The organism is Mycobacterium sp. G7A2, from assembly GCF_041902445.1.
Classification (GTDB): Bacteria; Actinomycetota; Actinomycetes; order Mycobacteriales; family Mycobacteriaceae; genus Mycobacterium.
Genome location: NZ_CP169251.1, coordinates 5,872,746 through 5,896,341 on the forward strand (window position 1 = coordinate 5,872,746; position 23,596 = coordinate 5,896,341).

The 23,596-nt window shown below is 68.2% G+C and carries 20 protein-coding genes and 1 tRNA gene; 12 read left to right on the plus strand and 9 right to left on the minus strand.

Annotation, left to right across the window (positions count from 1 at the left end; genetic code table 11):
• The first annotated feature begins 70 nt into the window (after positions 1 to 70).
• Positions 71 to 562 carry an STAS domain-containing protein gene (locus tag ACEWX3_RS27910; RefSeq protein ID WP_374158337.1) on the plus strand — a complete coding sequence of 164 codons (492 nt, stop codon included), beginning with the start codon at positions 71 to 73 and terminating at the stop codon, positions 560 to 562.
• Positions 563 to 594: 32 nt separating this feature from the next.
• Here the strand turns inward: ACEWX3_RS27910 and ACEWX3_RS27915 are convergent, their stop codons facing one another.
• Positions 595 to 2,085, minus strand: coding sequence for a flavin-containing monooxygenase (locus ACEWX3_RS27915; protein WP_374158338.1), 1,491 nt, complete (start codon positions 2,083 to 2,085; stop codon positions 595 to 597).
• 132 nt (positions 2,086 to 2,217) lie between these two features.
• On the opposite strand from ACEWX3_RS27915, the gene ACEWX3_RS27920 reads away from it, so the two are divergent.
• On the plus strand, positions 2,218 to 3,429 hold the full coding sequence (locus ACEWX3_RS27920; RefSeq protein ID WP_374158339.1) for a PucR family transcriptional regulator: 1,212 nt from the start codon (positions 2,218 to 2,220) through the stop codon (positions 3,427 to 3,429).
• A gap of 34 nt (positions 3,430 to 3,463) precedes the next feature.
• Here the strand turns inward: ACEWX3_RS27920 and ACEWX3_RS27925 are convergent, their stop codons facing one another.
• The 3 genes from ACEWX3_RS27925 to ACEWX3_RS27935 form a co-directional block, all read right to left on the minus strand.
• Complete coding sequence (locus tag ACEWX3_RS27925; protein WP_374158340.1) at positions 3,464 to 4,744, minus strand: EAL domain-containing protein; 1,281 nt, start codon at positions 4,742 to 4,744, stop codon at positions 3,464 to 3,466.
• A 271-nt stretch (positions 4,745 to 5,015) separates the two neighbouring features.
• Entirely contained in the window at positions 5,016 to 5,789 is a 774-nt protein-coding gene (locus tag ACEWX3_RS27930) for a polysaccharide deacetylase family protein (RefSeq protein ID WP_374159975.1), read from the minus strand.
• A 91-nt stretch (positions 5,790 to 5,880) separates the two neighbouring features.
• Entirely contained in the window at positions 5,881 to 6,756 is an 876-nt protein-coding gene (locus tag ACEWX3_RS27935) for an SDR family oxidoreductase (RefSeq protein WP_374158341.1), read from the minus strand.
• A 96-nt stretch (positions 6,757 to 6,852) separates the two neighbouring features.
• On the opposite strand from ACEWX3_RS27935, the gene ACEWX3_RS27940 reads away from it, so the two are divergent.
• Positions 6,853 to 7,761: a LysR family transcriptional regulator gene (locus tag ACEWX3_RS27940; RefSeq protein WP_374158342.1), complete on the plus strand. Its 909-nt coding sequence runs from the start codon at positions 6,853 to 6,855 to the stop codon at positions 7,759 to 7,761.
• A gap of 170 nt (positions 7,762 to 7,931) precedes the next feature.
• Here the strand turns inward: ACEWX3_RS27940 and ACEWX3_RS27945 are convergent.
• Positions 7,932 to 8,014: transfer RNA gene (locus ACEWX3_RS27945), tRNA-Leu, on the minus strand.
• Between the two features lie 248 nt (positions 8,015 to 8,262).
• On the opposite strand from ACEWX3_RS27945, the gene ACEWX3_RS27950 reads away from it, so the two are divergent.
• The 7 genes from ACEWX3_RS27950 to pknB all read left to right on the plus strand — a co-directional run bounded on the left by ACEWX3_RS27950 (position 8,263) and on the right by pknB (position 17,904).
• Positions 8,263 to 9,660, plus strand: coding sequence for an FhaA domain-containing protein (locus ACEWX3_RS27950; RefSeq protein WP_322486598.1), 1,398 nt, complete (start codon positions 8,263 to 8,265; stop codon positions 9,658 to 9,660).
• A 189-nt stretch (positions 9,661 to 9,849) separates the two neighbouring features.
• Positions 9,850 to 10,317, plus strand: coding sequence for an FHA domain-containing protein (locus tag ACEWX3_RS27955; RefSeq protein ID WP_152514838.1), 468 nt, complete (start codon positions 9,850 to 9,852; stop codon positions 10,315 to 10,317).
• Positions 10,314 to 11,849, plus strand: coding sequence for a PP2C family serine/threonine-protein phosphatase (locus tag ACEWX3_RS27960; protein ID WP_374158343.1), 1,536 nt, complete (start codon positions 10,314 to 10,316; stop codon positions 11,847 to 11,849). Before ACEWX3_RS27955 ends, ACEWX3_RS27960 begins: the two co-directional genes overlap by 4 nt.
• Positions 11,846 to 13,255: an FtsW/RodA/SpoVE family cell cycle protein gene (locus ACEWX3_RS27965; RefSeq protein ID WP_374158344.1), complete on the plus strand. Its 1,410-nt coding sequence runs from the start codon at positions 11,846 to 11,848 to the stop codon at positions 13,253 to 13,255. The genes ACEWX3_RS27960 and ACEWX3_RS27965 overlap by 4 nt, the downstream gene beginning before the upstream one ends.
• Entirely contained in the window at positions 13,252 to 14,727 is a 1,476-nt protein-coding gene (pbpA, locus tag ACEWX3_RS27970) for a D,D-transpeptidase PbpA (RefSeq protein WP_374158345.1), read from the plus strand. The genes ACEWX3_RS27965 and pbpA overlap by 4 nt, the downstream gene beginning before the upstream one ends.
• 43 nt (positions 14,728 to 14,770) lie before the next feature.
• On the plus strand, positions 14,771 to 16,030 hold the full coding sequence (locus ACEWX3_RS27975; protein WP_374158346.1) for a protein kinase: 1,260 nt from the start codon (positions 14,771 to 14,773) through the stop codon (positions 16,028 to 16,030).
• Positions 16,027 to 17,904, plus strand: coding sequence for a Stk1 family PASTA domain-containing Ser/Thr kinase (gene pknB, locus ACEWX3_RS27980; protein ID WP_374158347.1), 1,878 nt, complete (start codon positions 16,027 to 16,029; stop codon positions 17,902 to 17,904). Before ACEWX3_RS27975 ends, pknB begins: the two co-directional genes overlap by 4 nt.
• On the opposite strand, the gene ACEWX3_RS27985 is transcribed toward pknB, so the two are convergent.
• The 4 genes from ACEWX3_RS27985 to ACEWX3_RS28000 all read right to left on the minus strand — a co-directional run bounded on the left by ACEWX3_RS27985 (position 17,882) and on the right by ACEWX3_RS28000 (position 22,583).
• Positions 17,882 to 18,586, minus strand: coding sequence for an aminodeoxychorismate/anthranilate synthase component II (locus ACEWX3_RS27985; protein ID WP_374158348.1), 705 nt, complete (start codon positions 18,584 to 18,586; stop codon positions 17,882 to 17,884). The genes pknB and ACEWX3_RS27985 overlap by 23 nt on opposite strands.
• Positions 18,587 to 18,630: 44 nt before the next feature.
• Positions 18,631 to 19,929: a PE-PPE domain-containing protein gene (locus ACEWX3_RS27990; RefSeq protein WP_374158349.1), complete on the minus strand. Its 1,299-nt coding sequence runs from the start codon at positions 19,927 to 19,929 to the stop codon at positions 18,631 to 18,633.
• A gap of 335 nt (positions 19,930 to 20,264) precedes the next feature.
• Positions 20,265 to 21,641: a PE-PPE domain-containing protein gene (locus tag ACEWX3_RS27995; protein ID WP_374158350.1), complete on the minus strand. Its 1,377-nt coding sequence runs from the start codon at positions 21,639 to 21,641 to the stop codon at positions 20,265 to 20,267.
• A gap of 180 nt (positions 21,642 to 21,821) precedes the next feature.
• Positions 21,822 to 22,583: a DUF881 domain-containing protein gene (locus ACEWX3_RS28000; RefSeq protein WP_374158351.1), complete on the minus strand. Its 762-nt coding sequence runs from the start codon at positions 22,581 to 22,583 to the stop codon at positions 21,822 to 21,824.
• Between the two features lie 120 nt (positions 22,584 to 22,703).
• Here ACEWX3_RS28000 and crgA point away from each other — a divergent pair, with 120 nt between their 5' ends.
• The gene (crgA, locus tag ACEWX3_RS28005) at positions 22,704 to 22,985 is read left to right on the plus strand and encodes a cell division protein CrgA (protein WP_152514828.1); all 282 of its coding nucleotides are present in this window, start codon (positions 22,704 to 22,706) and stop codon (positions 22,983 to 22,985) included.
• A gap of 149 nt (positions 22,986 to 23,134) precedes the next feature.
• Complete coding sequence (locus ACEWX3_RS28010) at positions 23,135 to 23,563, plus strand: PH domain-containing protein (RefSeq protein ID WP_221361751.1); 429 nt, start codon at positions 23,135 to 23,137, stop codon at positions 23,561 to 23,563.
• Positions 23,564 to 23,596 lie beyond the last annotated feature (33 nt).

Genomic DNA, 23,596 nt, shown 5'->3' on the forward strand with positions numbered 1-23,596 from the left:
CGCGACGGCGTCACCGACGCGGGGAAGCCGTCGTAGTCCCCTACAAGGCCGTAGCGACAGGACGCGAAGCATGAGAACGGTCGACGTCGACAATACGTGGGTCCATCCGCCGGTGCCGGGCGACGACCGAAGACGAATCAGTAACGCCACGTTCGCCGTGCGGCCGTGCTCGCGCGACCGGATCGCCGTCGGAGTCCGGGGCGACATCGATGCGGTGAACGGACGCGAGCTGGCCCGCTACGTCGTGCACCACACCCGGGCCTCGCGGCAACTGGTGCTGGATCTGCGCTCGGTCGACTTCTTCGGCACCCAGGGTTTCACCGCGCTGTATTACATCAGCGTGCACTGCGCCCGCACCGACGTCGACTGGGCGATCGTCGGCAGCCGCCACGTGCGCCGGCTGCTGTCGATCTGCGACCCCGGCGGCGAACTTCCGCTGGCGGACAACCTGCGCGCGGCGCTGCGGCGACTCGACCGCATCGCCCACAGCCGCCACCATCGACGCTGGAGTGCGCGGTCGGAAATCCGAACCCCCGACGACGCTCACCACCGCGCCTCCTGACCTCACGGCGTGGCCGGGCCGCCCCGTCCGACCTACCGGGCCACCAGCGTGGCGGCCAGGTGGGCCGACGATGTCAGCTTGAGCTGTGGATCGCCGACGGCCTCGTCCCGCAGCAACCGCACATCGGAGTGGTAGCTCATCGACGTCACCCAGGGCTGACCGGCGCCCTGACGGGGCAGCTGGTCGACGGCGCGCTGGACGTATCCGGCGGAGAAGTCGATGAACGGACGGGTCTGCATGTTCGGATCGTCGGGCACGGGGCACGCGGTGTCATAGCCGTGGGCGTCCATGTGGGCCAGCAGCCGGCAGAAATGCTCGCACAGCAGGCCGACCTTCAGCGTCCACGACGAGTTGGTGTAACCGATGGCGTAGGCGAAGTTCGGCACGCCCGAGAGCATCATGCCCTTGTAGGCGACGGTGTCCGGCAGATTCACCGGGGCGCCGTCGACGGTCAGCGACATGCCGCCGAAAGCCTGCATGGTCAATCCCGTTGCGGTGACGATGATGTCGGCGTCCAGTTCACGTCCGGACTCCAACAGGATCCCGGTCTCGGTGAACGTGGTGATCCGGTCGGTGACCACCGAGGCGCTGCCGTCGCTGATCGCGGTGAACAGGTCGGCGTCGGGCACCGCGCACAGGCGCTGATCCCACGGGTTGTAGGTCGGGCTGAAGTGCTCGTCGACCGGGTAGCCGGCGGGCAGCTGCTTGGCGTTCAGCCGCCGGATCAGCCGGCGCGCGGCGGCGGGGTGCTGCTGGCAGAACTGGTACACGAAGCGCTGTTTGGCGATGTTCTTGCGGCGAGCCAGCGCATATCCCCGTCTGTCGCCGAGCACGGTCTTGGCGATGTTGGCGAACCGGTCCTTCGACGGCACCGGCAGGACGTAGGTCGGTGAGCGCTGCAGCATGGTGACGTGTCCCGCCGTGCCGGCCATCGCCGGCACCAGGGTCACCGCCGTGGCGCCGCTGCCGATGATGACGACCTTCTTGCCGGTGTAGTCGAGGTCCTCCGGCCAGTGCTGGGGATGGACGATGCGGCCGGTGAAGCGTTCGCGGCCCTCGAAGTGCGGGGTGTAGCCCTCGTCGTAGCGGTAGTAGCCGCCGGCGCAGAACAGCCAGTTCGCACTGATCTGAAGGCGTTCTTCGGTGTCGGTCCGTTCGATGTCGACGATCCAGCGACCCTCGGCGCTGCTCCACTCGGCGCCGAGCACCTTGTGGTGGAACCGGACCTTGTCGTCGATGCCGTTCTCGGCGGCGGTCTCACGCAGATAGGCCAGGATCTTGTCGGCGGTGGCGATGGCGTGTTCGTCGCGCCACGGCTTGAACTCGTAACCGAAGGTGTGCAGGTCGGAGTCCGAGCGGATTCCGGGATAGCGGAACAGGTCCCAGGTGCCCCCGGTCGCACCGCGCGCCTCGACGATCGCGTACTGCCGATCGGGATGGTGGCGCTGCAGGTAATAGGCGGCGCCGATGCCGGAGATTCCGGCGCCGACGATCAGGACGTCGAGGTGTTCGGGATGGTCCATGGCGGTAGCTCCTGTGCAGGTGGTCGAGCGATGTACCGATCGTCGCGTGCACGGAGCCGCCAGCCAAGGTCAGAACTACCCTGATACACCGGTTATGTGGTGCACAATGCACCACTGAACTACGGTCGGAGCATGTCGTCGGCACTCCCCTCACCAGCGGTTCGGGAGCTGATCCGGCAGTGCGCGCAGATCGTCGTCAACGCCCGCCCCGAATGGCTCGACGAACTGGACGCATCCGTGCTGGCGGCCAGCCCGACGATCGCGGCTGACCCCGAGCTCGCCGCGGCGGTCAGCCGCAGCAACCGCGCCAACCTGTTCTTCTGGGGCACCGCCAATGTCCGCGACCCCGGGGCCCCGGTCCCGCCCAACACCGGTCCCGAACCGCTGACCATCGCCCGCGAGGTGGTGCGCAGAGGCTTGGACGCGTACTCCCTCGACGCCTACCGGGTGGGGGAAGCCGTGGCGTGGCGGCGGCTGATGGAGATCGCCTTCGAGCTGACCTCCGACCCGGCCGAGCTGCACGAGATGCTCGACGTGTGCTCGCGGTCGATCAGTTCGTTCATCGACGCCACGCTGGCCGGGATCGCCGCGCAGATCGACGCCGAGCGCGACGAACTCACCCGCGGCACGCATGCCGAACGCCGCGAGACGGTGGCGTTGCTGCTCGACGGCGCGCCCATCCCCCGCCGACGGGCCGAGGACCGCCTCGGCTATGCGCTGACCGGCCCGCACACCGCCGCGGTGATCTGGAGCGACGATCCGGACGCAGCGCCGCGGCTCGACCGGACCGCCGAGGCGATCGCGCAGGCCGCCGGGGCCGCTCACCACCTCAGCGTGCTCGCCAGCACCGCGACGCGTTGGCTGTGGGTGCCGGGTGTCATCCCGGCCGACGGCACTTCGGTGCTGCAGGCGGTGCACCCGCCCGAGGGCATCCGAGTCGCCGTGGGGTCCACTGCCCTCGGGCCGGAAGGCTTCCGCCGCAGCCACTTCGACGCGTTGACCACCCAGCAGATGATGGCGCGACTGCGCTCACCACAGCAGCTCGCGTTCTTCGCCGACATCGAACTGGTCGCGCTGGTGACCGCGGACACCGACCGCGCCACCAGCTTCGTCGACCGGGTCCTGGGTGACTTCGCGGCCGCCGAGCCTGACATACAGGACAGCGTGCGGACATTCATTGCCTTGCAGTGCAACGCCTCTCGCGCAGCGGCACGGCTCTACACCCATCGCAACACCCTGCTGCGCCGGCTCGCCCGCGCCGATGAACTGCTGCCTCGGCCGCTGTCCGACAACGTCGTCGACGTCGCGGTGGCGCTGGACGTGCTGCGCTGGCGGGGACGATGAGCCGGACGATGCCGATCACCAGAAGCCGGAGGCCCTACGTCGGGAACGGCTCGGATACCGGGCGCCCCAGCAGGAAGCCCTGACCGTATTCGATGCCCAGCCGGGTCAGGGTGTCGAGCTGGGCGGGTGTCTCGACGGCTTCGGCGACGATCTTCGCTCCGAGCTCTGCGCCCAACGCCTTCAACGCCGTGGCGAAGGCGCGCTTCACGGGATTCTCGTCGATGCCGTCGACCAACTCCCCGTCGATCTTGATGATGTCGGGACGCAGCCGCAAGAGCTGGACGAAGCTGGCGTACCCCGCGCCGGCGTCATCGACGGCCACTGAGACCCCCGCACCGCGCAGCTTCTCCAGATCGGCTCCGAACGACTCGGGAAATGGTTCGTGCTCCGTGACTTCCACGATCAACGGCCGGTCGACGCTGACCAACAGCTCCTGGATCGACGGGTCCAGAACAGCGCTCGGGCTCAGGTTGACGGCGACCGGATAGCGGTCGGGTATGCGTGTGGCCGCGGTCAGCACCTCCCGCAACGCGGCGTGCTCGATCGCAACACCGCGGCCCAGGCGGCGGGCGGTGGTGAACCACTTCTGCGGTGTCAACGCGGAATCGGGAGGAAAACGCGTCAACCCCTCGTAGGCAAGGGCCTCACCGCTGGCGAGATGAACCATCGGTTGGAAGACCACACTCAGAACGTTCGACTGCGCCAGCAGCGATTCCAGTTCGTCTTGTAATGCACCGACCTCGGCGGTCTCCGGCAGCATCACCGACGCGACGAACCGGGCGGTGAGCGCCCGCTGTCCACGCTCCTCGCTGTCGGTCATCACCTGGGTCAACAGGCTCGAGATCTGAGACTGCGCCCCGATCAACGCCGAGACGAACTCGCTGATCGCGAGCAGTGAATCGAGGTCCTCCTCCGTGAACGCGCCGGGCTCCGCGGCGGCCAACAGCAGAGAGCCGATCGCGTGATCGTTGTAGGTCAACGGAATCGCCGCCCAGGAACGGGTCCCCCACTGCTTGTTCATCGAGCGCACGCGCGCGGTCAGGCGCGAGTCGACCATCGCGTCCTCGATCAGCTGGGGACGTCGCTCGTGCGCGGCGCGTCCCTGCAAGCTGCCTCGCTTGGGCACCACGAAGCCGACCGCCGTGGCGAGCACGCCGTGGGCGGATACGGTGACGTAGGCATTGTCGGTGGCGCGCAGCAGCGTGATCGCAGCGCCGTCGGCCTTGGGCGCGAACGCACATGCCTGCTCCGCGACGCGGTTCACCAACGACGCCGGTTCCAGCGACGCGACCAGAGCCTGGATCACTCTTTCCACGTCACCCCCGTCCCCTGGTCGGGTCGAGGCCGGCCAATTCCTCACTCGGGCACCACACATGATCGACGCCGCGGCCCAGTTCGCTCTGTTGACGACCACAGATTCGCGTGCCTCACGCTACCGAACACGCGCAGTCGACGCTGGCCTTCGTCGGATTCGCTGGGGCAGGGCAACCCCGTGCTCTGACCACCACGTAGAGCCTCACGCGATGCGGCCTCGTTTTCAGGAAACTTGAGACAGCTCCGACACGACCAGCGCTAATGGGCCGGAGTCAGTCAGCGGGCGCACCAGCTGTGCGGAGGGTGAGTAGTTCGCTCACGGTGACGAATCGGTAGCCGTCGGACTGGAGCCGGTCGATGATCTGCGGGACGGCGGCGCGAGACGCGGCACGGCTTTCCAGCATGACGTGCAGCAGGATGATCGAGCCCGGGCGGACGCTTTCCACGGTGTCGCCGACGATCTGGTCGGTGGTGGGATTGCCTGCCGAATCTGGTTCCAGATCCCAGGTGATTGTGGTGCGGCTGTGTTCGGCGAGGTAGTGCGGGAGCGCCCAGAGCTTCTTGCCGTAGGGCGGTCGAAATGTCACCGGACCGCGATAGCCAGTGCGTGCGATGGCTTCGTCGGTGCGCTCTATTTCGTCGGCAACGGTGGCACCGGAGACGAACACCATTCGGCGGTGGGTGTAGGTGTGGTTTCCGATTTCGTGTCCTGCGCGCACAATCGCCGCACCTTGGTCGGGGTGGCGGTCCAGGTCGGCGCCGTTGAGGTAGAACGTCGCCGGGATATCCGCTGTGGCCAGTGCGTCGAGAACGTCTGGTGTCCATTCGGTGGGGCCGTCGTCCAACGTCAGCGCCACCACCTTGTCAGTGGTGTCGACCCGGTCAATGATCTCACCGGCTAGTTGAAAGGTCCGAGACGTGGACAAGGTGTAGCCGGCGAAGGTGGACGCGAGCAGCATTACCAGCGCGATCGCCGTTCCTGTAACCCATTTCTGCACGAGATCCGTGTCTACCAGCACACCGGCAAAATGATCTTGATCGCTCATCGCCGACACCGGTGGCCAGAAGTTCGCCACGTGTCTCATTTCCAGGAATGTGAACGGCTCACATCTTGTCTCCGAGCCCCCCGTCGTCTCCTCACGTATCGGTACGGACGGCGGCCGGCGAATTCTCGGTGAACGCGTCGCTGTGGCTGGTTGCCCATTCCACGTAGGTGGTGGCTGGGCGGCCGGTGATTCGTTCCACGGCGTCGGTGACGACGGCTGGCTCGGTGACCTCGAAGGCCCATTGCCCCATGAGTAGCTCGAGGTATTCCGGAGGCAGGATTCGTCCGTAGAGTACGCGGGCCTCGGTGTCTGGGATCTCGATGACGTCAATCGTTTTGCCGATGGCCTGGCTGATGATTTCGACCTGCTCGCGCATTGTCAGCGAGTGCGGTCCGGTGAGGACGATCTTCTGACCGTCCAACTGCTGCGAGGTCAGTGCGTGTACAGCGACCGTGGCAATGTCCTCGTCGGCGATGGGCGCCTGCTGGGATTGCGGGAACGGCAGACGCACCCGCTCTTCGGAGCGGATCTGGTTGGCCCAGAACCGAATCGCGTTGCGGGCGAACGCGCCGGGGCGCAGGCAGACGGTGGTGAATCCCCCGTCGTGCATGGCGTTCTCCACCGCGAGGTGACGTTGCTTGTTGTACTCGACGAATGGTTCGTTACGGGTGGTGTCGATCGTGGAGAGCACCACCACCTTGCGCACCCCGGCGGCGCGCATCTCGGCGGCAAGTCCCGGCAGGGTCTCTGGTTGGGCGAAGCTGTAGAGGAAGACCGCGTCCACGCCATCGAGTGCAGGCCTCAACGTGTGCGGCTGATCAAGGTCGCCGGCCACGGTCTCGGCCCACGGCCAGCGCTGGGCAGCTGGGTGGCGGCAGGTCGCACGCACAGCCACTCCCGTGTCGCGCAGTCGATCGACGATGCAGCCCCCGACACCGCCGCGGGCTCCGGTCACCAGTACGCGCATGACAACGCCCTTTCGTCGAAAGACTGGTCGATTCCGACTGTAGAAGCGGCAAAGCATGCACACCAACAATGATTGCTGATGTGCGATATTCATCTGGTGAATCTCGCGTCGGTTGATCTGAACCTGCTGGTGGTCTTGGATGCCGTACTCGACGAGCGCAGCGCCACCAGGGCCGCCGCGCGGCTTCACACCACCCAGCCGACGGTGTCGAACGCATTGGCACGTTTACGTCTGCTGCTCGGTGACCCTCTGGTGGTGCGATCCGGTCGCGGTCTGAGCCCGACCCCCGCCGCTCTCGCCATTCAGCCGCGCCTCAAGGAGGCGCTGGGACTGCTGGACGGAATCGTGCACGACCTCGACGACTTCGAGCTGGCGTCGACCACCCGCGAATGGGTCATCGCCTTCGCCGAGCTGTACGGCCCGCTACTTCTTCCCGAACTCCACCATCGGCTCCAACGGGACGCCCCGCGATCCTCCCTGCGCGTCATGGCCCTGGATCGCATCGCCGTCACCGACGCCCTGGCCACCGGTGAGCTCGACCTGTACCTCGGCATCCCCACCACCACCTCACCGGCATGGCGATCGGAGCCGGTGTTCTCTGACGACATCGTCGGCATCGTTGCCCGCGATCACCCCGCAGCGAGCACGCCCATGACACTCGAACGGTTCGTGGACCTGCCCCATGCCAATGTCGAAATCACCTCGGGCCGCGGTCGCGAAGTCGACGACGCCCTGGCCCGGCTGGGCTTGACACGCAACATTCAACTGACAATGCCGTACTACAGCGCGCTGGTCGCTGTCGTGGAGAACGGGCACTGCGTAGCCACCGTGCCGCGCCGGCTGGCACACCACCACGCCGGGCGGTCAGCACTGCACATCTTCGAACTACCGCTGGTACTACCGGAATACGAGATTCGTCTGCACTGGCACACCCGCGTCGACAACGACCCAGGCGTAGCCGCTCTCAGAAGAATGATCCACGACACCCTCGAGCCCGTCACGTGAGCAGACAGCCGTCTCAGATCTGGAGAACCGAGACTCTCCTGAAGTCCGCCTCCCCACCGGGGCTGGCCTCCCGAGATCAGTCCTGAAAGAACCCGCCCACAAGCACAAAGGTCACGAACCATTTCTGGTTCGTGACCTCATGCGTCGCAGTTCGTAGAACCGCTCAAATGTGGGCGAAGGGGGACTTGAACCCCCACGTCCCGAAGGACACTGGCACCTGAAGCCAGCGCGTCTGCCATTCCGCCACTCGCCCGAACAACCGGGGGAGCCTATCACGCAGGCAACCCCGGGACCCAACCGTACTGGGCGAGCACCCCGAACGCCAAAACGGCTCGTCACACCCGCTTGACCTGCGGCGATGTGATTCTCAGAGTTCCGTTGGTCCCGCAGTGCCAGACATGGCCGATACCATGCATCTGAGCGTCGCTGCCAGTCGACACGCTGGGGGCGTCAACAGTCTGTGCACGAACAGCTCACGACATGAAGGAGGCGGGCGGGTAGATGGGGTTGGTCGACCGCTTCGAGCGAAAACTCGAGGACAAGGTCGGCGACGCCTTCGCCCGGGTGTTCGGTGGCTCGATCGTTCCGGCCGAGGTCGAGACGCTGCTGCGGCGCGAGGCCGAGAGCAGCGCCCGCGAAGTCGGCCGCGGTCGCATTTTGGCCCCGAACGACTACGTCATTACCCTCAGTGTGCCCGACTACCACAAGGTGAGTGCCGATCCGGACATCACCGCGACCACGTTCGCCAAGCACCTGGAGGGATACATCCATGAGCAGGGGTGGCAAACGTATGGTGATGTGGTCGTCAGATTCGAGCAGTCACCGAGCCTGCACACCGGACAGTTTCGCGCGCGTGGGGCGGTCAATCCCGACACGACCAACGACGTGCCCGCCCCTCCACCTCGAGAACTCTCGTCCCCCGCAGAACCAGGAGTACCACCGATGAGCGACAACCCGACCTACCGCGGCGGCCAGGGTCCCGGCCAGGGCCGGCCCGCCGACGAGTATTACGACGAGCGCTACAACCGGCCGGAGGATCAGCGCGGCGGTCACTACCCGCCGTCCGAGCAGGGTGGCTATCCCCCGCAGGGCGAGCCGAACTACCCGCCGCGCGGCGGCTACCCGGACCAGGGCGGCTACCCCGAGCAGGGTGGCTACCCGGACCAGGGCTACCCGCCGCCGTCCTACGAACAGCGCCCCCCGGCCGGATACGGCCCGCCCCCCGGCTACCCGGACCAGGGCTACCGGCAGGCGCCGGGCGGTTACGGACCGCCCCCCGGGTACGGCCCTCCGTCCAACGACTACGACTACGGCCGTCCCCCCGGACGCCCCGACGACGGCGGCTACCCCCCGCAGGGCCGTCCCGGCTACCCGGACCAGGGTGGCTACCCCGACCACGGCGGATATCCGGATCAGGGTGGCTATCCCGACCAGGGCGGTTACGGCGGCCAGGGTTACGGCGGTCGCCAGGATTACGCCCAGCCGGACTACGGCCGCTACGGCGAAGCCCCGGGTGGCTATCCCGAGCAGGGTTACGGTGACGGCGGTTACGGCGCTCCCGCCGGCTACGGCCAGGGCTACGGAGCGGGCCAGGGCGACTACTCTGCCGCCGGCGCCACGGTGACCCTGCAGTTGGACGACGGCAGCGGCCGCACCTACCAACTCCGCGAGGGCGCCAACGTGATCGGCCGCGGTCAGGACGCTCAGTTCCGGTTGCCCGACACGGGTGTGTCCCGTCGGCACCTGGAAATCCGCTGGGACGGTCAGGTCGCGCTATTGTCTGACCTCAACTCCACCAACGGCACGACGGTGAACAACGCCCCGGTCCAGGAGTGGCAGCTGGCCGACGGCGACGTCATCCGGCTGGGACACTCCGAGATCATCGTCCGCGTTCACTGAGGGTCGGAGCGCCCGGCAACGCCGGGAAAGCGGTCGGTGTGACCTTCGCGTCGATCGACACCACAGTATGGTGACGATGCCGGAGGCAGGCAGGGCGCGCTTGCGCGGGGGGCCTCACCAGGCCGACGAGCGGTGTGACCGGGCGGAGCGCTTGCGCGGGGTTTATCACCGGGACGGAGAGGACGTCAGATGCAGGGGCTGGTACTGCAGCTGACCCGTGTCGGCTTCCTGTTGCTGTTGTGGCTGTTCATCTGGTCGGTGCTGCGGATTCTGCGCACCGACATCTATGCGCCGACCGGCGCGGTGATGGTGCGTCGTGGCCTGGCTCTGCGGGGGTCCATCCTGCCCAGCCGGGGCGGACGCAACGTGCCCCGCCAGCTGGTGGTGATCGAGGGCGCGCTCAAGGGCACCCGGATTCCGCTGGGTACCCAGCCGGTTCTGATCGGCCGGGCTGACGACTCCACCCTGGTGCTGACCGACGACTACGCTTCCACCCGCCACGCCCGGCTCTCGCCGCGAGGTCCGGAGTGGTATGTAGAGGACCTAGGATCAACCAACGGTACATACCTCGACAGGGCGAAGGTGACGACGGCGGTACGAGTTCCGATGGGCACCCCCGTGCGGATCGGCAAGACGGTGATAGAGCTGCGCCCGTGACGCTCGTGCTTCGATACGCCGCGCGCAGCGATCGCGGGCTGGTGCGCGCCAACAACGAGGACTCGGTCTACGCCGGGGCCAGGCTGCTGGCGCTGGCCGACGGGATGGGCGGGCACGCCGCCGGTGAGATCGCCTCCCAACTCGTCATCGCCGCGCTGGCCCACCTCGATGACGACGAGCCCGGCGGAGACCTGCTCAGCAAGCTCGACGCCGCCGTCCGGGAGGGCAACTCGGCGATCGCCGCGCACATCGACGCCGACCCCGAGCTCGACGGCATGGGCACCACGCTCACGGCGATCCTGTTCGCGGGTAACCGCCTGGGCCTGGTGCACATCGGCGACTCCCGGGGCTATCTGCTGCGCGACGGCGAGCTCACCCAGATCACCAAGGACGACTCGTTCGTCCAGACCCTCGTCGACGAGGGCCGCATCACCGCCGAGGAGGCGCACAGCCACCCGCAGCGGTCGTTGATCATGAAAGCGCTGACCGGCCACGAGGTCGAGCCGGCGCTGATCATGCGGGAGGCACGCGCCGGCGACCGCTACATGCTGTGCACCGATGGACTGTCCGACCCGGTCAGCCAGGAGACGATCCTCGACGCGCTGCAGATCGAGGACACCGCCGAAAGCGCCGACCGGCTCATCGAGCTGGCGCTGCGCGGCGGCGGCCCGGACAACGTCACGGTGGTCGTGGCCGATGTGGTCGACTACGACTACGGCCAGACGCAGCCCATCCTGGCCGGCGCCGTCTCCGGCGTCGACGACCAGAGCGCGCCGCCGGACACCGCGGCGGGCCGCGCATCGGCGTTCAACCCGAAACGCACTGCCGCCAAACGCGTGGTGCAGCAGCCCGAGGAGCCGCCGCCGCGCCCCAAGTCACGGCGCCGCATGTACATCGCAGCGGCCGTGCTGGTCCTGGTGGTGCTCGCAGGTCTGGCCGTAGCCCGTGAAATCGTGCGCAGCAACTACTACGTCGGCGAACACGAGGGCACCGTCTCCATCCTGCGGGGCGTGCAGGGTTCCTTTCTCGGACTCTCGCTGCAGGAGCCTTATCTTCTCGGCTGTCTGAACTCGCGCAACGAACTGTCGTTGATCAGCGCCGATCAATCTCAGCAGAACCTGAACTGCCGGCTGCTCGGCGTCAGCGACATGCGGCCCTCCGAGCGCGCCCAGGTGATCGCGGGGCTGCCCTCGGGCACCCTCGACGACGCGATCCGCCAGATCGAGGAGCTGTCCCGCAGCTCCGTGCTGCCGATCTGCGCGCCGCCTGCCCCGACGACCTCCAGCAGGGCCCCCGCCACGCCGCGTCCGACCCCCGCCCCGACCAACGGCACCCGAGCACCGGCCACCACGACGACGCCCACCACGACGGCGGGCGCGCCCAGCCCCACCCGCGGCCCGGCCCCCGGTCCGTCGCCGGAGACGCCGCGCACCGTCACCGGAGCTCCGGCCCCGTCCAGCCCGTCGCCGACGGTCACCGCGCTGCCGCCCCCACCACCCGAGCCGGGAACCAACTGCCGGGAAGTGCCATGAGCACCCAACCGCAATCTCCGGTTGCGGTGGCACCCCCGCTGCCGAACCGGCGCAACGCCGAGCTGTTCCTGCTCGGCTTCGCCGCGGTCATCACCACGGTCGCGCTGCTGCTCGTCGAGGCCAACCAGGAGCAGGGCCTGCACTGGGACCTGGCCCAGTACACCGTCGCCTACCTGGCGCTGTTCGCCGGCGCGCACCTGGCGGTGCGCCGTTTCGCGCCCTACGCCGACCCGCTGCTGCTGCCCGTGGTCGCGCTGCTCAACGGGTTGGGTCTGGTGATGATCCACCGCCTGGACCTGGCCGCCGAGGAGAACCGCGCACAGGGGTTCGGCGGCACCGCCAACCAGCAGATGTTGTGGACCCTGGTCGGGGTGCTGGGCTTCTCGGCGGTGGTCATCCTGCTGCGCGATCACCGGATGCTGTCGCGCTACGGCTATCTGTGCGGGTTGACCGGGTTGATCCTGCTGGCGATCCCGGCGGTGCTGCCCCGGTCGATGTCGGAGCAGAACGGCGCGAAGATCTGGATCCAGTTCCCCGGCTTCTCGATTCAGCCCGCCGAGTTCTCCAAGATCCTGCTGCTGGTGTTCTTCGCCTCGGTGCTGGTGTCCAAACGCAACCTGTTCACCAGCGCGGGCAAGCACGTGCTCGGCATGGATCTGCCGCGGCCGCGCGACCTGGCCCCGCTGCTGGCCGCCTGGATCGCCTCCATCGGGGTGATGATCTTCGAGAAGGATCTCGGCACGTCGCTGCTGCTGTACGCATCGTTCCTGGTGATGGTGTACATCGCCACCGAACGGTTCAGCTGGGTGGTGCTCGGCCTGGGCTTGTTCGCCGTCGCCAGCGTCGTCGCCTACTACGCGTTCGACCACGTCCGGGTGCGGGTGCAGACGTGGTGGGACCCGTTCGCCGACCCCGACGGGGCCGGCTACCAGATGGTGCAGTCGCTGTTCAGCTTCGCCACCGGCGGCATCTTCGGCACCGGACTGGGCAACGGCCAGCCGGGCACGATTCCGGCCGCCTCCACCGACTTCATCATCGCCGCCGTCGGTGAGGAGCTCGGGCTGGTCGGCCTGGCGGCGGTGCTGATGCTGTACACGATCCTGATCATCCGCGGCCTGCGCACCGCGATCGCCGTGCGGGACAGCTTCGGCAAGCTGCTGGCCGCCGGGCTGGCCGCGACGCTGGCGATCCAGCTGTTCATCGTCGTCGGCGGTGTCACCAACCTGATCCCGCTGACCGGGCTCACCACCCCGTGGCTGTCCTACGGCGGGTCCTCGCTGGTGGCCAACTATCTGCTGCTGGCGATCCTGGTCCGCATCTCGCACGCCGCGCGCCGTCCGATCGGCAACACCGCACCCGGCGGGCCCATCGCGGCCGCCAGCACCGAGGTGATCGAGAAGGTATGAACACCTCGCTGCGCCGGATCTCGGTGATGATCATGGGCCTGGTCGTGCTGCTGCTGGCCAACGCCACCTTCACCCAGGTCTTCACCGCCAACAGCCTGCGTTCGGACCCCCGCAACCAACGGGTGCTGCTCGACGAATACTCCCGCCAGCGCGGCCAGATCACCGCCGGCGGCCAGCTGCTGGCCTACTCGGTGTCCACCGGCGGACGGTTCCGGTTCCTGCGGGTCTACCCGGATCCGCTGGTCTACGCCCCGGTCACCGGGTTCTACTCGCTGAGCTATTCGAGCACCGGGCTGGAACGCGCCGAGGACTCGGTTCTCAACGGGTCCGATCAGCGGCTGTTCGCCCGCCGCCTGGCCGACTTCTTCACCGGCCGCGATCCCCGCGGCGGCAATGTGGACACCACCATCAACCCTGAGGTGCAGCAGGCCGCCTGGGACGCGATGCAGGAGGGGTGTTCGGGCCCCTGCCAGGGCTCGGTGGTAGCGCTCGAACCGTCCACCGGCAAGATCCTGGCGCTGGTGTCCTCGCCGTCGTATGACCCCAACCTGTTGGCCACCCACGACCTCGCCGAGCAGACCGAGGCCTGGCGGCGGCTGCGTGACGAGGCCGACTCACCACTGCTCAACCGCGCGATCTCCGAAACCTACCCGCCCGGGTCGACGTTCAAGGTGCTGACGACGGCCGCCGCCCTGCAGGCCGGCGCCACCCCCGACACCCAGGTGACCGCGCAGTCGGCGATTCCGCTGCCCGACAGCACCGCCACGCTGGAGAACTTCGGTGGCCGCCCCTGCGGCGGAGCCGAAACCGCCACGCTCGCTTACGCATTCGCTCATTCGTGCAACACGGCATTCGTCCAGCTCGGCATCGACACCGGAGCCGACGCGCTGCGCAGCACGGCCCGTTCCTTCGGTGTCGACGTCGAGCCGCCGTCGATACCGTTACAGGTCGCCGAGTCCACCATCGGCCCGATCCCCGACGCGGCAGCGCTGGGCATGACGAGCATCGGTCAGAAAGACGTCGCGCTGACGCCGCTGCAGAACGCGATGGTCGCTGCAACGGTCGCCAACGACGGGGTCACGATGCGCCCGTATCTGGTCGAGAGCCTCCGCGGACCCGACCTCGCGACAATCGCCACCACAGAGCCGACGGAAGAGCGGCGAGCGGTCTCCGAGGATGTCGCGGATACACTTACGGACTTGATGGTCGCCGCCGAGCAGGTGACTCAGCAGAAGGGAGCCATCGCCGGCGTGCAGATCGCATCCAAGACCGGCACTGCGGAGCACGGTACGGATCCGCGCAACACGCCTCCGCATGCCTGGTACATCGCTTTTGCGCCCGCGCAGGCCCCCAAGGTCGCCGTCGCGGTGCTGGTGGAGAACGGTGGGAACCACCTGTCCGCCACCGGTGGTGCGCTGGCCGCCCCCATCGGGCGCGCCACCATCGCCGCTGCATTGCGGGAGGGCGCATGAGACGCGCCGGGGTTGCGACACGGTGCCGAGCCGGAGGCGAGAAATGAGCCCCCGCGTCGGTGTCACGCTGTCCGGGCGCTACCGGCTGCAGCGGCTGATCGCCACCGGCGGCATGGGCCAGGTCTGGGAAGGCGTGGACTCCCGGCTGGGCCGCCGGGTCGCCATCAAGGTCCTCAAGGCCGAATACTCCACCGACGCCGAGTTCGTCGAACGGTTCCGCGCCGAGGCCCGCACGGTCGCGATGCTCAACCACCCGGGCATCGCCGGGGTGTACGACTACGGCGAGACCGACATCGACGGCGAGGGCCGCACCGCCTACCTGGTGATGGAGCTGGTCAACGGTGAGCCGCTGAACTCGGTGCTCAAGCGCACCGGTCGGCTGTCGCTGCGGCACGCGCTGGACATGCTCGAACAGACCGGCCGGGCGCTGCAGGTCGCGCACACCGCCGGGCTCGTGCACCGCGACGTCAAGCCGGGCAACATCCTGATCACCCCCACCGGGCAGGTCAAACTGACCGACTTCGGTATCGCCAAGGCCGTCGACGCGGCCCCGGTCACCCAGACCGGCATGGTCATGGGCACCGCCCAGTACATCGCCCCCGAGCAGGCGCTGGGCCACGACGCCACCGCCGCCAGCGACGTGTACTCACTCGGCGTGGTCGGCTACGAGGCGGTGTCGGGCAAGCGGCCGTTCACCGGCGACGGCGCACTGACCGTGGCGATGAAGCACATCAAGGAGAACCCTCCCCCGCTGCCGGCCGACCTGCCACCCAACGTGCGCGAACTGATCGAGATCACCCTCGTGAAGAACCCGGGCATGCGGTACAAGTCCGGTGGCCCGTTCGCCGACGCGGTCGCCGCGGTGCGGGCCGGTCGCCGGCCACCGCGGCCCAACGCCGCGCCGTCGATCGGCCGGGCGGCGCCGACGGCGGTCCCGTCGGCCACCCAGGCCCGCGCGGTCCCCGCACCGCCGCCACGCGCGCGCGCCACCGGCAGCCACCGCCCCGCGCCGCCGGCCCGGCGCACCTTCTCGTCAGGCCAGCGCGCGCTGCTGTGGGCGGCCGGGGTGCTCGGTGCCCTGGCGATCGTCATCGCGATCCTGATCGTGCTCAACGCCCAGGATCGGCAGGACCGCGCCCCCAGCGGCGACGAGACGTCACAGACGACACCGGCGGAGTCGCCGGCGGCCGCACCCGCGCGCTTCGGCGATCATGGATTACAGGGATACCGGGTATCCCGCCCGCTTGACGACGTCGGACCCCCGACGTCGATGTTGAACGCCTCAGAACAGATGTTGCGATGACGACCCCCCAGCACCTCTCCGACCGGTACGAACTCGGTGAGATCCTCGGCTTCGGCGGCATGTCCGAAGTCCACCTCGCACGCGACCTGCGGTTGCACCGCGACGTCGCGATCAAGGTGCTGCGCGCCGACCTGGCGCGCGACCCGAGCTTCTATCTGCGGTTCCGCCGCGAAGCGCAGAACGCCGCGGCCCTGAATCACCCCGCCATCGTCGCGGTGTACGACACCGGGGAGGCCGAGACACCCACCGGGCCGCTGCCCTACATCGTCATGGAGTACGTCGAGGGTGTGACGCTGCGCGACATCGTGCACACCGAGGGCCCGATGCCCGCCCAGCGGGCCATCGAGGTCATCGCCGACGCCTGTCAGGCCCTGAACTTCAGCCATCAGCACGGCATCATCCACCGCGACGTCAAACCCGCCAACATCATGATCAGCAAGTCGGGCGCCGTGAAGGTGATGGACTTCGGCATCGCGCGCGCGCTCGCCGACGCCGGGAACCCGGTCACCCAGACCGCCGCGGTGATCGGCACCGCGCAGTACCTCTCGCCGGAGCAGGCGCGTGGCAACAAGGTCGACGCCCGCTCGGACGTGTACTCGCTGGGCTGCGTGCTCTACGAGATGCTCACCGGGGAACCGCCCTTCGTCGGGGATTCGCCGGTCGCGGTCGCCTACCAGCATGTCCGCGAAGACCCGGTGCCGCCGTCGACCCGCAACGGCGACATCTCCCCCGACCTGGACGCGGTCGTGCTCAAGGCGCTGGCCAAGAACCCCGACAACCGCTACCAGACCGCCGCGGAGATGCGCGCCGACCTGGTCAAGGTGCACAGCGGTGAGACGCCGGACGCCCCGAAGATCTTCACCGACGCCGAGCGGACGTCGATGCTGGCCGCATCGGCGCCCTCGGACCGCACCGAACCGATCGACCCCGTCGGCGGCCATCAGCCGCGCTACGTGGAACGCCCGCGCAGCGGCTCGGTCACCCGCTGGGTGGTGGCGGTCGCCGTGCTGGCGGTGTTGACGGTGCTGGTCACCGTCGGCATCAACATGTTCGGCGGCGACACCCGCGAGGTGCAGGTGCCCGACGTCAGCGGGCAGGTCTCCGCCGACGCGATCGCTGCGCTGCAGAACCGGGGATTCTCCATCCGCACCCAGCAGCAGCCCGACTCCGAGGTGCCACCCGACCACGTCATCAGCACCGACCCGGAGGCCGACAGCTCAGTCGCCGCGGGCGACGAGATCACCGTCAACGTCTCGACCGGACCCGAGCAGCGCGAAGTGCCCGACGTCTCCGGCCTGACCTACGGCCAGGCGGTGGAGAAGCTCACCGACGCCGGCTTCGAACGGTTCCGGCAGACGACGTCGGAATCCACCCCTGAGCAGAAGGACCGGGTGCTCTCCACCCTTCCGCCGGCCAATCAGACCTCGGCGATCACCAACGAGATCACCATCGTCGTCGGCCGCGGCCCGGCCACCGCCGTGGTGCCCGACTGCGTCGGCCAGACTCAGCAGACCTGCCAGGAGGTCTTGACGGCCTCGGGGTTCCTCAACACGGTGCCGGTGCAGGTCGACAGCACCACCTCGGCGGGACTGGTGGTCGGCTTGGAACCCGCGGCCGGACAGACGGTTCCGCAGGACACCGTCATCCAGATCCAGGTGTCACGCGGCAACCAGTTCGTGATGCCGGACCTGACCGGAATGTTCTGGACCGACGCCGAGCCGCGGCTGCGGGCGCTGGGCTGGACCGGGGTGCTGGACAAGGGAGCCGACGTCCAGAACAGCGGACAGCGGACCAACGCGGTGGTGAACCAGAGCCCGGCACCGGGCACGGGGGTCACCTACGGATCGAGGATCACGCTGAACTTCGCGTCGTAGCCGCGGCGACGGCGCCGGCGACTTCCTCCTCGAGTTCGCGGACCAGTTGCTCGGCCGGCGCGGCTCCGCAGAAGCCCAGCCAGTTGGCCAGCATGCGGTGACCGCCCTGGGTGAGGATCGATTCGGGATGGAACTGCACGCCGTGGATGGGCAGCTCGACGTGGCGGACCGCCATGATCACACCGCCGCCATCCATGCCGTCACGTCGTTCGCCGCCGACTGTGCGGGCGATGACCTCGAGTTCCGATGGCACCGTGTCGGGCAGGATCGTCAGCGAGTGGTAACGGGTGGCGACGAACGGATCCGGCAGCCCGGCGAGTACGCCCTGGTTGCTGTGATGCACCACGCTGGTCTTGCCGTGCAACAGTTCCGGCGCCCGGTCGACCGTCCCTCCGAACGCGACCCCGATCGCCTGGTGTCCCAGACAGACGCCCAGCAGCGGGGTGCGGGCGGCGGCGCAGGCGTGCACCAGCGGGATCGACGCGCCGGCGCGCTCCGGGGTGCCCGGCCCGGGGCTGAGCAGCACCCCATCGAACTCGGTGGCTGCAGCAGCGATATCGGAGGGGGTGCCCAGGCGGTCGTCGTCGTTACGCCACACCTGCGCGTCCACCCCGAGCTGGCCCAGATACTGGACCAGGTTGAACACGAAGCTGTCGTAGTTGTCGACGACCAACACCTGCATTGTCACAGGTTACCGCCCGGTTCGAGGCTGCGCGGGCGGCGGGCTCAGTCGCCGGCCTTGTCGCCGCCGGCCTTGTCGTTACTGCTCGAGTCGCTACCGCCCGAGTCGCTACCGGCCTTGTCGCTGTCGCCCGAGTCGCTGTCGGTCTTGTCGCTGTCGGTGGCGTCGTCCGAGCCTTCAGTCCTTGCGGACTCGTCAGCGTCGGCGGATTCTTCCGAGTCGTCGGCCTCGCGCGTGCCACGGATCTCTCTCGTGTCGTCGGCGTCGCTCTGATCGACCTCGGACTCTTCGTTCGCGACCTCCGCCGCGACGTCTGTCTCCGCGAGGCCGCTGTCCGGGTCATCGGCAGCAGAGGTCTGCGCGTCGTCGCCGTGGGGAGCGGCGTCAGCCGACGCACTCACGCTCACCCACTCGGCACCAGCAGAGTCCTCAGCTGACGGCTCGTCGGCTCCCGCGACCCGTCCGGGCGACTGCGACTCGCTCTCCCCCGTCTCCGTCGTCGTCTGATCGGGCTCGGCCACGGGATCCTGCAGGCTGGGCGGCGGGGTCCCGTTGCCCCAGTCCGCACCCTCCCCCTGCGGTGTGTAGGCCGGACGGTCGTAATCGCGTTCGACCAGCGGACGGTACTTGGCGTCGAGTTCGGCCAGGCGCTCGTCGGACACGAACGGCGCGAGCCAGCTGACCATCGGCAACGTCTCCGCCGGGATCAGCATGTAGGTGGTGTTGCCCTCCTGGTACACCAGGTTGTCCGGATCGTTGACGTCGAGACCCTCGAAGTAGGCGAAGTGCCGGTTCGAGAACAGCGAGTTGACCGCGGAATAGAAGCCGAACCGTGTCGGGCTGTCGGCGACGCTGTCGTACTGCGCCACGACGTCGAGGTGGTCGTAAGGCTGGGTCTGCGGCAGGCCGGTTCCCGGTACCCGGCGGTTGTCGCCGCCGAATTTGTTCTCGGGATTGCCGAACGTGACCACCAGCACCACCCGCTCAGGGTCGGGGGCCAGCGTCGGATCCTCTTCCCACGTCCGCAGCCGGTTATATACGCCGGCCGCACCCACCGAATAACCCGCCACGATGATCTCGCCCGGGGTCGAGTCGACCGCGTCCTGGATGCGGCGGGCACTTCCCGACGGCGTGATGGTGCCCCGCCCCAGAGACCGGCAGGTGTTCTCCTCGCAGAACGCGCCGCCGAAGGCGGACTGCGCTTCACCGCTCTGCCGCGTGGCACCCTCGGCGAACAACGCGGTCGCGGCCGCAGCGGTGGGCGGCGCGGCAAACGGAACCGCGAAAGGCGTCAACAGCGTGGCGATTCCGGCGACATATCCAGTCCGGCGATGAGAGTTCATGGGTTCCTCGACCAGTCGATCAATGGGCACCGCGCAGCCGCCTTCGCGGCATCGTCACTGAGCCAGACGGGGTTGGACGCAAGTGTTCAGGGCGTGGTGCTGTTACCGCTTGCGGCGAAGTACATGCCCGAGTCCTCTTCGCTGAAACATCGGACCTACTTCACCCTTCACGCGGGGAATAACCGGTTGGCCCCTGGCATTTTGCGACTACCAGGGACGCTGTCGCTCCCCGCCTCCCCAACCGTACCCATCGGGTCAGCAAATTCACCCGGTGCAGCCATTACGCAGTTGTGACGCTGACGGGCTCACTCGCGACCGCGCCCGTCACCCCTGACTCAGCTCTGGTCGCCGGCGGGATCCTCGGACTCGCGACGCGCGGAGGTGGGCGCTTCCCGGTCGGCGCGGTCCGCCTCGTCCTCGTCGGTGTCGATCCCCGGGTCGGGTTCGTCGGCGTCGGCGGCCTCGTCGGCCTCAGCAACGTCACCGGCGCCTTCCGGGAGGTCCGCGTCGGCCAAGTGGTCGTCCGGGTCGTCGGGCGCGGTCGGGTCGTCGGCCAGCCGGTCGTCCGGGTGGTCGGCCACCCGCTCGTCCAGGCGGTCCTCCGGGTGGTCGAAGCCGCCGGCGTCTGAGGCGCCTGTGTCGTCGATCACGGTCCCGTCATCGGCGCTTGGGTCGTCCGGGTACTCGGCGGCGTGTGCATCGTCGGTGTTTCCCCCGACGCTTCCCTCGACGCTTCCCTCGCCGGCGATCACGCTGTCGGGGTCAGCTCCACCCGATTGCGCATCGTCGGCCGTGCGGCCCGGCTCATCCGTGGCCATCGGTGTGGCCGCCCCGGCGTCATCCACACCGCCCGGGGAAGTCTCCACGGTCGGCGACGGAGTGCCGTTGCCCCAATCCGCGCCCTCGCCCTGCGGAATGTAGTCCGGCCGGTCGTAGTCGCGTTCGACCAGCGGCCGGTACTTGGCGTCGAGCTCCGCCATGCGTTCGTCGGTGGTGAACCAGTCCATCCACTTGAGCATCGGAAGCACATCGGCCTTGATCAGCATGTAGGTGCTGCCGTCGGCATCCTGATAGACGAGGTTGTCCGGGTCGTTGATGTCGATGGGATCGAAGTAGTCCAGATGGCGGGCGAATGTCAGATTGATCATCGAATACCACCCCCATCGGGTGGGCCGGTCGGCGACGCTGTCGTACTGCATCGCCACGTCGAGGTGCTGGTAGGGCTGCGCCTCGGGAAGGCCGGCGTAGGAGTTCTTGCGGTCGTCCCCGCCGTACTTGTTCTCGGGGTTTCCGAACGTGACGATCAGTTTGAGCCGGTCGACGTCGGGAGCGATGGCCGGTTCGTTCTCCCAGGCCCGCATCCTGTCGTACACGGACGCCGCGCCGAGGGAGAACCCCATCACGATCAGCGGTCCCTGGGTGGCGTCGATGGCGTCCTGCATCTGTTGTGACCCCATCGCGACGCCGAACGGGTGGCGCGCATTCCTGATCGAGCGGCACGTGTTGTGCGCACAGAAGGCCCCGCTGAACGCGGTCTGGGCCGTCCCGGCAGGTTGGGCGGTGCCTTCGGCCACCAGAACCGTGGCCGCCGGTGCCGACGGGGCCCACGACAGGGCCAGTGCCGCCGACGTCGAAAGGGTGGCGGCCAGTGCTCCCCGGCGCCCGCGCGGGGTGCGTCGGCGGTGCCGGCCGGCAGATCGGCGCCAGTTCACTGGGCGTTCATTTGAGCAAACGACACCGGCGGACGCAAACATGGCATGGCCCTCCCCCGAAGCACAGCCGCAAGCGGACAATCGCGTTCAGAACAGGTCTTGCTGTCCGAACAGCGAAATTCTGTATATCAGGAGGAACACAGAAGCGCTAGGCGACAGCTAATTTTCGAAACCGTCGATTCAGTAGCCCAGCGGACCCATCGGCTCCGCGTACTCCATCCGGACCGGCTCGGTGTGGCCGACGAGCTCCACGTCGCGCTGCTCCTCGCTGTAGCCCAGCCCGAATCGATCGACGTAGCGCTTGTACAGCGTCACCATCGGCGCGGCCGCCAGCGCTTCCTGCATCGCCGCGGCATCACCGATCGCCGAGATGACATAGGGCGGACTGTAGGTGCGGCCGTTGAGCAACAGCGTGTTGCCCACGCAGCGCGGCGCCGATGTCGCGATGATGCGCTGATCCTGCACCTGCACGCCTTCGGCTCCCGCGCTCCACATGGCGTTGAGCACCGCTTCGATGTCCTGCTGGTGGACGACGAGGTCGTCGGGGGAGGCGTCGCGCGGAAACCGGCCCTGGGCGTCGCGTTGCGCATCGTCGAGCGTCACCACCAGGCCCGGGCCCCGCAACGGGGTCAACCCGGCGGCACCGGCCAGGGCATCTCCGCGGCGGGTGATCGCCTCCAGCGCCGCCGCCGACGACGGGGTGCCGCCGTGATGGTTGGCGATGGCGTCCGCGGCGGCGTCGCGTTCGGCGGTCAACCGGTCCACCGACTGCTGCGCCTCGCGCACCAGATCGACCAGCCGGGGAGCGTCACTGCCCCGGATCTCGTCGCCCCCCGAGACGCTGTGCGTCACCCCGAGCAGCAATCCCGCGGCCACACACACCGCCGGCACGCCCCAGCGCCACGCCGAGCGTGTCGGCCGCGGCGGCGTCGAGTCCGGCATGGGCTTCATCTCCTGGGAGCAGGTTCGCGGCTACGTTAGGCTTTGCCTACACATCGTCGCACCAACCGGTGGTTTTAGGACACCGGCGGCCGGTGCGACGCCGATCGTCCGAAGGTTCGCATGCCCAAGTCCAAGGTCCGTAAGAAGAACGACTTCACCATCAACCCGGTGAGCCGGACGCCGGTGAAGGTCAAGGCCGGTCCATCGAGCATGTGGTTCGTCGTTCTCTTCGTTGGTCTGATGCTGCTCGGCCTGGTGTGGCTCATCGTGTTCCAGCTGGCCGGCAACGGTCCCGACGCTCCCAGCTTTCTGCAGTGGATGGCCGACCTCAATGTGTGGAACTACGCCATCGCGTTTGCCTTCATGATCACGGGCCTGCTGCTCACGATGCGGTGGCGGTGACCCGCGGCGGCCGCCGATTGAATTCATCTTGGTCGCTTCGCGTTACCGTCGGCGCTACCCGATCGTCACCAGATCACACGGTTGTGATTCATCCCCATTGGGGATAGCACTTGTGGATAACCTCGTTGTCCGCGGTAGGATAGGGTGAAATGTCCGCCCAGCAAACTTCGTGGGGTCCGCCGACCGCGGGCCTCGTCGGGGCCGCGATTCTCGGTGTTTTCCTCGGCGTCGGCGCTGTGACGCTGGTCACAGACGTGCCGGGACGCATCTTGATCGGCCTTGCCGCGGTCGGTTTGCTGCTGTTTGCCGTCATGTCGTGGCGCGCTCGACCGAAACTGGCAATCGACGACGGCACCTTGATCTACCGCGGTTGGTGGCGGCAGCGGGAACTCACCAAAGCTGACATCGCCCTGATCCGGATCACCGAGTTCCGCCGCATCGGGCGCAAGGTGCGCCTGCTGGAGATCGACACGACCGACGACCGACTGCTCGTCCTGAGCCGCTGGGACCTCGGCACCGACCCGTTGCACGTGCTCGACGCGCTCACCGAAACCGGATTCGCCCCCGGCCGGGCGTGAAGGCGGCGTGGTCGCCGACGCTGAGCGCCGACA